At 39.1% G+C, this 13921-nt stretch carries 11 protein-coding genes; 4 read left to right on the top strand and 7 right to left on the bottom strand.

The features are described from left to right. Positions 1-378: 378 nt before the first annotated feature. On the bottom strand, positions 379-1611 hold the full coding sequence (tyrS, locus tag RFX69_RS02585; RefSeq protein ID WP_000335558.1) for a tyrosine--tRNA ligase: 1233 nt from the start codon (positions 1609-1611) through the stop codon (positions 379-381). Between the two features lie 61 nt (positions 1612-1672). Between tyrS and RFX69_RS02580 the strand changes: the two genes are divergently transcribed. Further along, positions 1673-2800, top strand: coding sequence for an anhydro-N-acetylmuramic acid kinase (locus RFX69_RS02580; protein ID WP_001274580.1), 1128 nt, complete (start codon positions 1673-1675; stop codon positions 2798-2800). 127 nt (positions 2801-2927) lie between these two features. Next, complete coding sequence (locus RFX69_RS02575; RefSeq protein WP_289332393.1) at positions 2928-3773, top strand: alpha/beta fold hydrolase; 846 nt, start codon at positions 2928-2930, stop codon at positions 3771-3773. Positions 3774-3829: 56 nt separating this feature from the next. Here the strand turns inward: RFX69_RS02575 and erpA are convergent, their stop codons facing one another. The 4 genes from erpA to RFX69_RS02555 form a co-directional block, all read right to left on the bottom strand. Further along, positions 3830-4165 (bottom strand): iron-sulfur cluster insertion protein ErpA, encoded by a 336-nt coding sequence (gene erpA / locus RFX69_RS02570; RefSeq protein ID WP_000993572.1) that lies wholly within the window; start codon positions 4163-4165, stop codon positions 3830-3832. A 124-nt stretch (positions 4166-4289) separates the two neighbouring features. Next, positions 4290-5294: a putative solute-binding protein gene (locus RFX69_RS02565; protein WP_001212536.1), complete on the bottom strand. Its 1005-nt coding sequence runs from the start codon at positions 5292-5294 to the stop codon at positions 4290-4292. A gap of 342 nt (positions 5295-5636) precedes the next feature. Beyond that, positions 5637-6644, bottom strand: coding sequence for a putative solute-binding protein (locus RFX69_RS02560; RefSeq protein WP_000724999.1), 1008 nt, complete (start codon positions 6642-6644; stop codon positions 5637-5639). Positions 6645-6899: 255 nt separating this feature from the next. Then, complete coding sequence (locus RFX69_RS02555; RefSeq protein WP_289332392.1) at positions 6900-7904, bottom strand: putative solute-binding protein; 1005 nt, start codon at positions 7902-7904, stop codon at positions 6900-6902. A 253-nt stretch (positions 7905-8157) separates the two neighbouring features. Between RFX69_RS02555 and RFX69_RS02550 the strand changes: the two genes are divergently transcribed. Both RFX69_RS02550 and RFX69_RS02545 read left to right on the top strand, forming a co-directional pair. Continuing rightward, entirely contained in the window at positions 8158-10089 is a 1932-nt protein-coding gene (locus tag RFX69_RS02550) for an ATP-binding cassette domain-containing protein (RefSeq protein ID WP_289332391.1), read from the top strand. A 251-nt stretch (positions 10090-10340) separates the two neighbouring features. Then, positions 10341-10898, top strand: a complete 558-nt coding sequence (locus RFX69_RS02545; RefSeq protein WP_001009202.1) for a VTT domain-containing protein — start codon at positions 10341-10343, stop codon at positions 10896-10898. Positions 10899-10983: 85 nt separating this feature from the next. On the opposite strand, the gene cybC is transcribed toward RFX69_RS02545, so the two are convergent. After that, positions 10984-11376 (bottom strand): cytochrome b562, encoded by a 393-nt coding sequence (gene cybC / locus RFX69_RS02540; protein ID WP_000987632.1) that lies wholly within the window; start codon positions 11374-11376, stop codon positions 10984-10986. Between the two features lie 37 nt (positions 11377-11413). Further along, positions 11414-13882 carry a DNA topoisomerase (ATP-hydrolyzing) subunit B gene (gene gyrB / locus RFX69_RS02535; protein ID WP_289332390.1) on the bottom strand — a complete coding sequence of 823 codons (2469 nt, stop codon included), beginning with the start codon at positions 13880-13882 and terminating at the stop codon, positions 11414-11416. Positions 13883-13921: the final 39 nt, after the last annotated feature.

Genomic DNA, 13921 nt, shown 5'->3' with positions numbered 1-13921 from the left:
CCATCTCATTCCCTTTGCAAGGGGTATTTATCCCTTTTTCACTTGAGTGCCGTTTTTTTCTACTATTTTGCGGAAAAAGTGATATATATGGCTTTTTTTTAGGCATTTTTGCTATTTTTTATTGGTTTTTATCTTTAGCTATATAATCATTTTGGAGTTAGGAAGTCTTTTATATGGTTTTTATTCCTCTATAAGCTTTTTAATCCAAAGAAATATTAGAGCAAATACTCTACCCTTACTTTATATTTCTTCTTATTTTTTAATTTATTTTATTCTTAATAATACTTAGATGGTTCCACGTGGAACGCTTAATTGGTTTTATAGTTCTGAAATAAAAAAAAGCAGGATTACTCCTGCTTTTCTATCACTACATAACTTTTAGTCAGTGAAAGTTACACGTGCAATTGCTTTTTTCCCAGACTGAATAATAAAAGTCCCGTTTTCTTTTACAGAGAAACTTGCATCTACTACATTCCAGTCTACTTTTACTGCACCGCGTGCAACAGCATCTTTTGCAGCTGCTGCATTTGGATTTAATCCTGCTACGCGAAGAATCGTGGCAATAAAGATTTCACCACCAAACTCACCACGTGAAATAGTTACTTCAGGAGTATCTGCCGGCACCTCACCTTCTGTAATACGGTTACCAGCACTCTTATGAGCATTAGCAGCAGCTTCAGCATCATGGAAGCGTTCAACCAACTCGAGTGCAAGAATACGTTTTACTTCTTGTGGATTACGACCAGCCGCGATTTCATCTAATAAAGCTTTGATCTCATCTAGAGATTTAAAACTTAATAAATCGAAATAACGTTCGATTAAAGAGTCAGGCATTGATAATACTTTTTGGTACATTGCACCTGGCGCATCAAAAACACCAATATAGTTACCTAAAGATTTAGACATTTTATTTACGCCATCTAAACCTTCTAGAATTGGTACAGTGATACACACTTGTGATTCTTGGCCATAACGGCTTTGTAACGTACGGCCCATGAGTAAGTTAAAGGTTTGGTCTGTACCACCTAACTCAACGTCTGCTTCAAGTGCGATAGAGTCATAACCTTGAACTAAAGGATATAAGAACTCATGAATCGCAATTGGCTGATGGTTGTTATAACGCTTAGTGAAGTCATCACGCTCTAACATACGTGATACTGTTTGCTGGCTTGCCAACTGAATAAGATCCGCAGCAGACTTTTGGTTAAACCACTCTGAGTTAAAACGTACTTTTGTTTTATTCGGATCTAAGATTTTGAAAACTTGTTCTTGATAAGTTTTAGCGTTAGCTTCAACTTGTTCGCGTGATAACGGCGGACGAGTTGCACTTTTACCCGTTGGGTCACCAATCATGGCGGTATAGTCGCCAATCAAGAAAGTAACTTCATGACCCAAATCTTGAAACGTTTTTAGTTTGTTAATAAGAACCGTATGTCCTAAATGTAAATCTGGAGCTGTAGGGTCAAAACCAGCTTTAATTTTAAGAGGACGATTCTCTTTAAGCTTTTTCAGTAAATCTTCTTCTGAAATAATTTCGTGCGTGCCTCGTTGGATGAGGGCAAGCTGTTCTTCGGCGGGCAAGAAATTTGACATCACAAAACCTAAACACATCAGTTATTCAATTTGTGCGATATACTAACATTTTTTCAGCGTCTTGCAGGGGAAGTTGCATATGAGCGCAATCTATATCGGCGTAATGACTGGCACTAGTATGGATGGTGTGGATATTGTTGCGGCTTCATTTGAGCCACTACAGCTTCATGCCACACTTACAGTTCCATTCGAACCCGAGTTACGTGATGAGCTTATGGCATTAACTTTACCCGATGACAATGAAATTGACCGCATGGGTAAAGCTGATGTTGCTCTAGCCAAAATGATTGGTCACGGGATTAATTCTCTCATTGAAAAGCACCAATTAGATCGTAGACAAATTAAAGCGATTGGGTCGCATGGACAAACCATTCGTCATCGTCCAGAGCATGGTTTTACGCTACAAATTGGCGATCCAAACATTATTACTGAGATCACTCAAATTCCGGTTGTTTCAGATTTCCGTCGTAGAGATATGGCAGCAGGTGGTCAAGGCGCTCCATTAGTGCCTGCATTTCATCAGGCATTATTCCAGCACCCAAGCATTCATCGGGTAATTTTGAATTTAGGCGGCATTGCCAATGTGAGCATGTTGCCTGCCAATAATCCTGACGGCGTATTTGGGTTTGATACGGGACCTGCCAATATTTTGATGGATGCATGGTGTCATCGCCATACAGGCCATCCATACGATGAAAATGGTGACTGGGCGGCTTATGGTCATCCTATTCGCTCTTTACTCGACCGTCTTTATGCTCATGAGTATTTTTCTAAAGAACCTCCTAAAAGTACGGGACGTGAAGATTTCAATATTGACTGGTTAGATGATCAGTTAATCGATTGGCGTAATGATTTAACTTATGATGAGTTAGAAGATACACCTGAAAATATTCAAGCTACCTTATTAAAACTTACTGTACGTGCCATTCAAAAAGCGATCTATCGTTCTAATATGGAAACAGGTGAAGTTTATGTATGTGGAGGTGGAGCTTATAACTCCTATTTGTTAGAACAATTACGTTGGCGCTTACGTAAGCACAATTGGTCAGTTCAAACCACTGATGTTTTAGGACTCTCCCCTACTTGGGTTGAGGCTACAGCATTTGCATGGCTAGCAATGCGTTTTGTGGATGGTTTAAGTGGTAATTTACCTGCGGTAACAGGAGCCTCAGATTTTAGAATCTTAGGCACGATCACGGCGGTATAAAGCTACTTATTCGATTTAATTGGACTGATTCGACCTCATAACACATTTCCTGACCCGAAATGCTGTTATTAAATTGGTCATAAAAATTCATGATAAATGCCAACAAAAATAAGTAAGGCATGTTGTTATGGATCTGACCAAACGTATTCATCAATACACACGTGGGGCTTGGACATTCGATGTCATTGATTCAGGCCCTATAGATGGCCCTCTCGTGGTTTTATTGCATGGCTTTCCAGAAACTGCCCATAGTTGGGAGCAGACTTCGGAATTATTACATGAACATCAATTTAGAACATTTGCGATCCATCAACGTGGTTATAGTCTAAATGCTAGACCACAAAGCCGCTTTCATTACGCTTTAAGTGAACTAACTGAAGATGTCGCAGTTTTTATTAAGGGACTTGGTCAACCAGTTTATTTAATTGGGCACGATTGGGGTTCTGTAATTGCGTCTAGTGTAGCTATGAAGTATCCGCAGTATATTCAACATCTCACTTTAGTTTCCGTACCCCATCAAGCTGCTTTTTTAAAAGCCTGCTTAAGTAGCAATCAACTACTAAAATCTTATTATTTTGCAGTTTTTCAGCTTCCTATTTTGCCCGAACTTTTATTTAAGAAAATGCCTAAAGTAGGACGAAAATTTCTTAAATCATCTGGCATGACCGAACAGCAAATTGAAATATTCGAAACTGAATTTATAAAAGAAAATAGGCTGGCTACGGCATTAAACTGGTATCGTGGCTTTTTTTGGGACAAACCTGAAAATCCTTTTAAAGCAATAGACGTTCCCACTCTTTTTATTTGGGGTAAGCATGATATTGCAGTCACAGAAAAAAGTGCCAAGTTAAATTCAGGTTATTTTAAAAATAATTATAAGGCTATTTTTATGGATGCCTCTCATTGGATTCCTTATCAAAATGCACCTGAACTCGTACAGTACTTTTTAGAATCTATACATGATCAAGCATAATCTTATAAATAAAAAGACCTCTCTATAATGAGAGGTCTTTTTATTTAAAATTCTTTTTAAATTGAGAATGAAGAACCACAACCACAGGTTGTTGTCGCATTCGGGTTCTGCACAATAAAGCGTGAACCTTCAAGGCCTTCAACATAATCAACCACTGAGCCAACTAAGTATTGATAGCTGAGCGAGTCAACCAGCATCTTTACATCGCCATTTACAAATTCAGCATCATCTTCATTTACGCTTTCGGCGAAATTGAAGCCGTATGAAAACCCTGAACACCCGCCTCCGGTTACATATACACGTAACATGAGATCGTCATTCCCTTCACTATCACGGAGTTGGCGTACCTTATTGGCAGCATTATCTGTCAAAACTAGAGCTTGGGCATTCATGATGATTGTTCCTCGGATTTTGCTGTGCCTTTCAAAATAAAAAAGACCCTATATTGAGTATAGCATAATCAATATAGGGTCTGTCTTCGAAGTTTAAAGCGAATCTTGAGTATTTTTATCAAGATTATTTGTAATTCTCATCTTGTAAGCCACATTCAAAGTTTTTCGCGTCTTGCTTACAACGGAATTGCCATAGTAGTTTCATCATCCGTTTATCATACACCCCGCGTTGTGTAAGGTTAATTCGTGATTCACGCATGAGCTTTTGATAACCCGGTTTATCGGCAGCTGGTACTTCCATCCAATATTTTTGCGGAATATCCGCTTTCATTTTACCCAAGATAGTAAAAGCACGCGGTAACTGACCAGCCACCCACTCTCTAGATTTCTGACCAAAACCAGCTGGGAATTTGTCTGGACGAATAATAATATTTCCGGTCACCTGTAAAATTGGATAGTTTACAATTGCCCCTTTTGTACCTAAGCCTTTTTGCAACTCTAAAGGTTTAAACGCTGCTGCTGGCGCACCAATAATATCGACCTGATGATTGTTAAATTTGGCCCCGAAGTTAGTCACATCTGCACTCACTGCCTGAGCACCCACCTGCTGAACCATGATTTTTTGTGCTTCATCGTAGTCTAATACGGCGATTTTTTTACCCGCAGCTTTTGCTACAGTATTAATACTACGGTCGTTTACTAAAAGGTAAGCATCTCCTACCGGAATAACACCTACTACCTCATAGCGGCCATTGACCATATATTTACTAAAGGTTTGGCTTGCTAAACCTTGCATGACTTTAACAGCAAGTTTGAGATCTGGAATCGCACCAATTGCATCTAATGATCCCGTAAATGAGTTGAATTGACGTCCACGCATGCCTGATACACTAATACCATCACATTTTCCCGCTTTAAAATCTTCAGCAATCACTGCTTCATTCTGGTTTACTTTTAGTTCGATATCAGCTCCCCAGTTTTTCGCTGCAAGTTGATAGTCCTTCATGAGTGCATAGACATCGCCATTTTTACCAACAAAGTCAAAAACACATATGGTTTGTTTGGCCTCGGCTGCAAATGAAATTGTTGTGAGTCCCATCGCAAGTAAAAGCGTTTTGGAAAATCGCATATTCTTTTCCTTTCCTTGTAAATTTTTTGTTTTTGGCATCAAGAAATTTCACGCTGGTTGGCATGATTCTCATGAGATATGCTTCATCTAAGATTCACAATTTAGATATTTTTATGATCAATTCTGTTTATCCGAGCTCAATAAAAAATAACGAGTTAAATTCCCTTAGCTCTTTTAATGACTCACTTCCTTGTTCTATTTTCTAATATCTTCATATATCCAGATGAAGTTTTATCCTCAATTTAGATTAGCGTCTTTTTAATGAATCACAATGGCTGAATTGACAGCCTATAGAAAGCAAAAAAGCCTAGAATAAATCTAGGCTTTTAAGTTCAACATGAATTATTCACCAGGCATTGAACATTCAAAGTTAGCTTTGTCTACAGAACAACGTGCTTTTTTCAATACAGACATCATACCTGCATCGTAAATACCGCGTTTAGTTAAATCCATACGGCCATCACGTAACATTTTTTGATATTTCAGTTTGTCTTCAGCACTTAGGTTCATTTTATATTTACCTGGAATTTGTGCTTCTAAACGGTTAATCATTGCAAAGCTTTTTGGTAATTGTTTTACGAACCAATCACGAGACTTTTGACCAAAGCCTGCTGGGAATTTATCAGCACGCAATACTAAATCAGCCGTTACATGTAATACTGGGAAGTTCCACATTACACCGTTTGCACCCAAACCTTTGTTCAATTCTAATGGTTTGTAAGCATAAGCAGGCGCACCTACCATATCTACCTGACCATTATTAAATTTAGCAGCAAAGTTTGAAATATCAGAAAGAACTGCCTGAGCACCTACGCGCTGCACCATAATTTTTTGTGCATCGTCATAACCTAACACAGCGAATTTTTTACCAGCAGCTTTTTCAACTGAGTTGATGTTTTTATCACGTACGAAAATGAACGCTGAACCTAACGGAGAGATACCAGCAACTTCGTATTTTTTACCGCCAAGGTTAGTTGTCATTTTTGCAGCATTACGTGCATCTAATACATAAGTAATAGCACGTTGTGCAATTTGGTTATTAGGAACGCCGCCAAGCGAGTCGATTGATCCGGCAAATTTGTTATATTGACGAGCACGCATAGCTGTCATTGCTACGGCATCACATTTACCAGCTTTAAAATCATTATCTGCAACAGCCTCGTCCTGACGAGGAACTAAGTTAATTTCAGTACCCCAGCCTTTTGCAGCTAGAGCCCATTCTTCCATCATTTTATATGAGTCGCCTGCTTTTCCTAAGAGGTCGAATACACACACGGTACTCGCTGCTTGCGCTGAAGCAGAAAAACCAACAACAGAAGCGGCAGCCATAGCAAGTACGATTTTTTTCATTTTCTTCATCCTTCCACGGAACAGATTTTTTGTTTGAAGTTTCCTTTCAAACACAGATATTAATCATGTTTTTTAGAAAAAAATAGAGCTTTTACTCAAATATTTTTATCTCATTGAACCATTGTTTGTTCGATTTAAATTATTTATTAAAATGAAAAATCGCTAATTTTCCGTAAGTTATTTTTTATATTCACAATTTTCATACCCATATTCATCTTTGAAATATCTGTAGGGTTTTTGTGATTAAAAAACAAACTACTCTCCAGTAAGCGTACATTCAAAATTTGTCCGTTCAATGGTGCATCGTGCGCGCTTGAGTACACTCATCATTGTCGCGTCATATACACCTTGTTTTGTTAAGCCAAGGCGACCTTCACGTAATATTTTCTGATATTTCAACTTATCTTCGGCTGAAAAATTTAATTTAATTTTAGGAGGAATACCGGTTTCTAACCGTTTTACCATTGCGAAGTTCTGTGGCAACTGTTTAATAAACCATTCACGAGACTTCATTCCAAAATTGGCCGGAAACTTATCACTTCTTGCAATTAAATCCCCTGTGACGTTCACCACAGGAAAAGTAAACATTGCCCCTTTCACGCCGACCCCTTTACCAATCTCTAAAGGTTTATAAGCATAGGCTGGTGCCGCAATTGCATCGACTTGGCCACTATTAAACTTTTTCACAAAATCGGTAATTTCTGAAGGAATGGGCTGAGCGCCAACGCTTTCCACCATAATTTTTTGTGCTGCGTCATATTGCAAAATAGCAAACTTAGTCCCACGTACTTTTTCAATTGAGTTGAGGTTTTTATCTCTTACAAATAAATAAGCCAATCCAATCTGAACAATACCAACGACCTCGTAATTGGTTCCAGTTTGTGTAGTCACCATGCGATGTTTATTACGCTTATCTAAAACATAACTAATAGCTTTTTGGGCGATTGCATTACTGGTTACCCCTCCAATCGCATCAATTGAACCTGCAAATTTATTATAATTTCGCGCCCGCATGGAGGTCATATAAGCGGCGTCACATTTTCCTTCACGCAGTCTACGGTCAACTAAGCCTTCATCTTGAAATGGAATTAAAGTGATATCTGCTTGCCATTCTTTCGCTGCAAGCGCCCACTCTTCCATCATTTTATAGGATTCACCTGACTTTCCTAATAAATCAAACACACAGACACTTTGCCCAGCATGTACTGTCCCCACAGCACAGCAAAATACTGCACCAATTATCCCCAATCTTTTTTTCATTTGACTTTCCTTAGTCTAGTTTTATTAGTAGCTCATTAATCAACCAAATTTCAAACTGTTTTTATTTTAGCCATATTTTTTTAAAAGTATTCTATCTTGTTTAATATTTTGAAAATTTCGGATGAATAGCGAAATTTAGAATGTCTGGATATATCTAATTATTAATACCTGCTCACTAAAATCCGGAAAGTTTTGTTTTCATCGGCAGTTCTCTTTAAAATACAGCATCCCTAACTCACCTCGATACAATAAGATGATTCAATTTGACCAAGTTTCTTTACGCCGCGGTGGACGTGTTCTATTTCAAAAAGCGTCTATGCAATTACACCCAGGTTGGAAGATTGGTCTAACTGGTGTAAATGGCGCAGGTAAATCGACCTTATTTGCTGCATTACTTGGAAGTTTAGGTGCAGATGAAGGTTCACTTACTCGTCCGACAGGCTGGACCGTGGCGCATATGGCGCAAGAAGTAAAAGCCCTAGATATGCCTGCAATTGATTTTGTTCTTTCAGGTGATGAAGAGTTTTGGGATATTCAAAATAAGCTTGCTCAACCAGATCAACTGACTGATTTTGAACTGGCTAAATTGCATGGCCGCTTTGATGAAATTCATGGTTATTCAGCGCCCTCTAAAGCTGCGCAGCTCATGGCAGGCCTTGGTTTTCTAGAAAATCAATTACGTTTGAACGTTGAGAGCTTCTCAGGTGGATGGCGTATGCGCTTAAATTTGGCGCGTACCCTCATGAGTCGTTCTGATCTACTCTTACTGGATGAGCCAACAAACCACTTAGACTTGGATGCAATTCTGTGGTTAGAAGATTGGCTTAAAGCCTATGAAGGTACACTCATTCTAATTTCGCATGACCGCGACTTTTTAGATGCGATTACAGATCATATTCTTCATATTGAAAATCAAGAACTCACGCTTTACACCGGAAACTACTCTACATTTGAAACCACACGTAGTGAACGTCTTGCCCAGCAACAACAAGCTTTTGAAAAGCAGCAAGAAACACGTGCTCACTTACAAAAGTTTATTGACCGTTTTAAGGCAAAAGCGACTAAAGCTCGTCAAGCACAAAGTCGTATTAAACAACTTGAGCGCATGCAGCAACTTGCACCAGCCCATGTAGATACGCCGTTTACATTTAGTTTCCGTGAACCGACTAAAATGAGTTCACCGTTGCTGACTTTAGATAATGCCAGCATTGGTTATGGTGATAAGCAAATAGCCGAAAAAATTAGATTACAAATTACACCGAACTCACGTATTGGTTTGCTTGGGATGAACGGCGCAGGTAAGTCAACATTGATTAAGAGCTTGGTTGGTGATTTACCACTCTTGGCAGGTGAACGTAAAGCTTCCGAGCTGCTTAATATTGGTTACTTTGCGCAGCACCAGATGGATGCTTTAGATGGTCACGCTAGCCCAATGCTACAGCTTGCCCGTATAGCAGATAAACAAATCAGTGAAGCCACTCTACGTTCGTTCTTAGGGAGTTTTGGCTTTAGTGGTGAACGCATGGATACTCCATGTGAAAGCTTCTCTGGGGGTGAGCGCGCTCGTTTGGCCTTAGCACTCATTGTATGGCAGCGCCCAAATGTTTTAATACTGGATGAACCAACGAACCACTTAGACCTTGATATGCGTCATGCGCTTAGTATGGCCTTACAAGATTTTGAGGGTGCAGTTGTTCTGGTTTCTCACGAACGTCAACTTATTGCCAGCGTTTGTGATGAACTCCTTTTGGTACACGGTGGCAAATGTACCGAGTTTGAAGGTGATTTGCAGGATTATGCTAAATGGCTACGTGAAGTACGCCAGCAACAAATCAATGCTCAGACTGCTGTAGCACAAAATAATTCATCTTCTGCCGCTCCAGCTCCCGCTAAAGTCGATAAAGAAGCACAGCGTAAAGAAGCAGCTCGCCGTCGTGAACAAACTCGACCAATCCGTAAAAATATTGAAAAGGTTGAATCTCAAATTGAAAAGCTTCAGCCACGTCTTACTGAAATCGAAGAAGCTTTAGCAGATACTTCATTTTATGAAGCTAATCGTAAGGACGATTTGCTTAAACTGATGAATGAGCAAACCGAACTCAAAGCTAAGCTTGAACAATATGAAGAGCAACTCTTAGAACTCATGATGGAACTTGAGGAAATGGAAGCCTCATTTGAAAACTAAATATCTTGGCCAGTATTCGTATATTTAAGTATCTGTACTGGCTTTTATTTTTTATTAGCTTATAAAAATATGAACGATCTCTAATAAAGTTTCATTCAGCTGTTAAATTTTTGAGATAGATTCAAATTTGATAACATATAAAACTTAAGCTACATCTTAAGGGTTGCCATACACAGATAATTTAACTAAATTCTGTAACTTCGTTTTTACCCTTCTTGAGTAGGTATTTAATTCGGGATCAGACAAACTGAATGAATTTTATTGATTTTATTACTAATTTTGAACAATTTTTACCTATTTTGATTCAGGAGTATGGTGCATGGGTTTATGCCATACTCTTTTTGATTATTTTTTCTGAAACCGCTTTTGTGTTTATGTTCTTTTTACCTGGAGATAGCTTACTTTTAACTGTAGGTGCACTGTGCTCGGTGGTTGAACTGATGCATCTTGGTTATATGATTACTCTGCTCACCGTTGCAGCAACATTAGGATATATCGTTAATTATTCTATTGGTCGCCATTTTGGAAACCGTATTTTTGAAGCAAAATCACGTTTTATTAAAAAAGAATATTTGAATAAAACGAACCGCTATTTCTTGCAACATGGCGGTAAAACTATTCTTTTAGCACGTTTTATTCCTTTCGCACGTTCTTTTGCACCCCTCGCTGCCGGCTCAAGCAATATGAGCTATGGAAAATTTTTGATTTACAATGTGGCAGGAGCTATTTTGTGGATCTGCATCCTTTTAACGGCTGGCTACCTATTTGGCCATGCACTCATTCAAGTTACAGATTTTGTAGAGAATTAATATATTTGGTTAAATAAATTTGTATAGCCAAAAATAAAGGGAATGAATCAATCATTCCCTTTATTTGATTTAGATCAAAGTAACTTTATCTAAACTTTTTGTGGTTTTCATTACGAATATTTACCAGATTAATTGCTTCAGTTTTGGCTTGGTCCAATTGTCCCTTATCAACAAAAACCGTAACCCGATCAATTTCAGCAACCAACTGATCTAAACCCGCTTGGTACTCTTTTACCTGTACATTTTCAGGGGGTAAACCTTCCAACTTATGAGGTAAAGATAATTTTGAAGATAATGCTGCCTGACGCATAATCACAAGCTGCTGTTTAGCGTTATCGATATCTTTTGCTTCAGCAAAGGCTTTAGTGCTCTTCGCTAAAGTTTTCATGTCGGCTTCCAAGTCTGCTGCAAATGCAGAATGACTCACTAAAGCCGCACATGAAATCAGCATACTTGCTAGAATTTTTTGACTCATCATCTTCTCTCCCTAGACTGATTTAGAATCTTGCTATCAATTAAGCATCAATATCCGCATTTAATGCATTTTCTTCAATAAAGGCACGACGTGGTTCAACATCATCGCCCATTAAGCATGAGAACATGCGATCAGCTTCAATTGCATCATCAATAGTCACCTGTAACATATTACGGTTTTCAGGGTCCATTGTGGTTTCCCAAAGCTGCTCAGCATTCATCTCGCCCAGTCCTTTATAGCGCTGGATCATCATTCCACGGCGTGAATCTTGCAGAATGTGCTGCCATACCTGATGGAAATTAGCGACTTGAATACGACGATCACCTTTTTGTAAGTATGCGCCATCTTCAATTAACTTGAACCAACTCTTCGAGTTCTTCAATAAACGAGCATATTCCGCAGAATTCAATAAACCTGCGTCAAGTAAGTAAGCATGTGGCAAGTTATGAACATATACAATTACACGCGGCCAATATTGCGCAGATTTCTCGCCTTGAGCATTCTCACGTTCAAATGTTTCAAGCGTAATTTCCGGACGTAAGCTAGGTTGCAACTTCTCTACAGCTTCACGTACTTGATCTGCCCATTGTTGTACATAAGCTTGATCATGGTTCTGATCTGCTTTAAATGCGTCAACTTCGAGTAATGCATCCAGTAAGCTTGCTGGATAACGTAACGTTAAGCGTTGTAAGCTCTTTTGTGAAACTTGATAGTCTTGAATTACTTTTGCCAGCGCTTCACCTGTAATTGCAGGCGCATCAGCACTAATATGTAAAGCAAGCTCATCAATCGCATTTGAAATCAAGTAAGTTTCTAATGCGTCGTTATCTTTAATATATTGCTCTTGCTTACCTTTTTTGAGCTTATACAAAGGTGGCTGTGCAATATAAATATGACCACGTTCCACCAACTCCGGCATTTGACGGAAGAAGAATGTTAATAACAATGTACGAATGTGCGAACCATCGACATCGGCATCGGTCATAATAATAATTTTATGATAACGGAGCTTGTCAGGGTTATATTCTTCACGGCCAATACCACAGCCAAGTGCTGTAATTAATGTACCTACTTCCTGACTAGAGATCATTTTGTCAAAGCGCGCACGCTCAACGTTCAGGATCTTACCTTTTAAAGGTAGAATAGCCTGCATTTTACGGTTACGGCCTTGTTTGGCACTACCACCCGCAGAGTCACCCTCGACAAGATACAATTCAGAAAGCGCTGGGTCTTTTTCCTGACAGTCAGCCAATTTACCAGGCAAACCTGCAATATCTAATGCACTCTTACGGCGTGTCATTTCACGTGCTTTACGTGCAGCATCACGTGCGCGTGCAGCATCAATAATCTTGCCTGCAATTGATTTTGCAGCTTGTGGATTCTCAAGTAAGTAAGCAGAGAACTCTTTGTTCATTGCTTGCTCTACCGCTGGTTTTACCTCACTTGATACCAATTTTTCTTTTGTCTGAGACGAGAATTTTGGATCAGGAACCTTAACAGAAATAATGGCTGTTAAACCTTCACGCGCATCATCACCCGTCACATTCACTTTTTCTTTCTTGAGAATATTTTCATTTTCAAGATACTGGTTTAAGCCACGTGTTAAAGCTGCGCGGAAACCTGCTAAGTGCGTACCACCATCTTTTTGTGGAATGTTGTTTGTGAAACAGCGAACATTTTCTTGGTAACTATCGTTCCATTGCAATGCAACTTCTACAGTAATGCCGTTGTCAGCATCAGCTGTGAAATGGAAGATTTCGTTGAGATGGTTTTTACCTTCGTTGATGTATTTTACAAACTCAGATAAACCGCCTTCATAGTCATACACATGCTCAAGGTTAATACGTTCATCACGTAAAACGATACGTACACCAGCATTCAAGAAAGAAAGCTCACGTAAACGGCGTGCTAGAATTTCAACATTAAAAATGGTTTGACTGAATGTTTCTGCACTTGGCCAAAAACGTACAGTTGTTCCGGTATTATCCGTTTCACCAATCACACGCAATGGATATTGCGGATCACCATGATGATATTCTTGCTCATGGATTTGACCAGCACGGTAAATTGTTAAATGCAATTTACTTGAAAGTGCGTTAACAACCGAAACACCTACGCCGTGTAAGCCACCTGAAACTTTATAGCTATTATCGTCAAACTTACCACCTGCGTGCAGAATCGTTAAAATTACTTCTGCAGCAGAAACCCCTTCTTCAGGGTGAATATCGGTTGGAATACCGCGGCCATTATCTGAAACACTGACCGATTCATCCTCGTGAATGGTGACAATAATTTCATCACAGTGGCCAGCTAAAGCTTCGTCGATTGCATTATCGACAACCTCAAACACCATATGGTGTAAACCGGTACCGTCGTCTGTATCCCCAATATACATACCCGGACGTTTACGAACTGCATCTAATCCACGTAATACTTTAATACTAGAGGAATCATAAGCCTTTTCATTGGTTTGTTCTGTTTGAGAGGCTGATTGAGACTCTGAACTCATGGTTTCTCCCTAGCAAATATAGGTTTATTCAAAGATGGG

Origin of the sequence: Acinetobacter sp. 148 (assembly GCF_031196675.1) — a bacterium.
In the GTDB taxonomy this organism is placed as follows: Bacteria; Pseudomonadota; Gammaproteobacteria; order Pseudomonadales; family Moraxellaceae; genus Acinetobacter; species Acinetobacter baumannii.
This window is presented reverse-complemented; position numbering and strand designations above follow the sequence as displayed.

Bases quoted from the DNA above. Each gene is read 5' to 3' on its own strand.
- tyrS (WP_000335558.1), bottom strand. From the start codon at position 1,611: ATGTGTTTAGGTTTTGTGATGTCAAATTTCTTGCCCGCCGAAGAACAG.
- RFX69_RS02580 (WP_001274580.1), top strand. From the start codon at position 1,673: ATGAGCGCAATCTATATCGGCGTAATGACTGGCACTAGTATGGATGGT.
- RFX69_RS02575 (WP_289332393.1), top strand. From the start codon at position 2,928: ATGGATCTGACCAAACGTATTCATCAATACACACGTGGGGCTTGGACA.
- erpA (WP_000993572.1), bottom strand. From the start codon at position 4,165: ATGAATGCCCAAGCTCTAGTTTTGACAGATAATGCTGCCAATAAGGTA.
- RFX69_RS02565 (WP_001212536.1), bottom strand. From the start codon at position 5,294: ATGCGATTTTCCAAAACGCTTTTACTTGCGATGGGACTCACAACAATT.
- RFX69_RS02560 (WP_000724999.1), bottom strand. From the start codon at position 6,644: ATGAAAAAAATCGTACTTGCTATGGCTGCCGCTTCTGTTGTTGGTTTT.
- RFX69_RS02555 (WP_289332392.1), bottom strand. From the start codon at position 7,904: ATGAAAAAAAGATTGGGGATAATTGGTGCAGTATTTTGCTGTGCTGTG.
- RFX69_RS02550 (WP_289332391.1), top strand. From the start codon at position 8,158: ATGATTCAATTTGACCAAGTTTCTTTACGCCGCGGTGGACGTGTTCTA.
- RFX69_RS02545 (WP_001009202.1), top strand. From the start codon at position 10,341: ATGAATTTTATTGATTTTATTACTAATTTTGAACAATTTTTACCTATT.
- cybC (WP_000987632.1), bottom strand. From the start codon at position 11,376: ATGATGAGTCAAAAAATTCTAGCAAGTATGCTGATTTCATGTGCGGCT.
- gyrB (WP_289332390.1), bottom strand. From the start codon at position 13,882: ATGAGTTCAGAGTCTCAATCAGCCTCTCAAACAGAACAAACCAATGAA.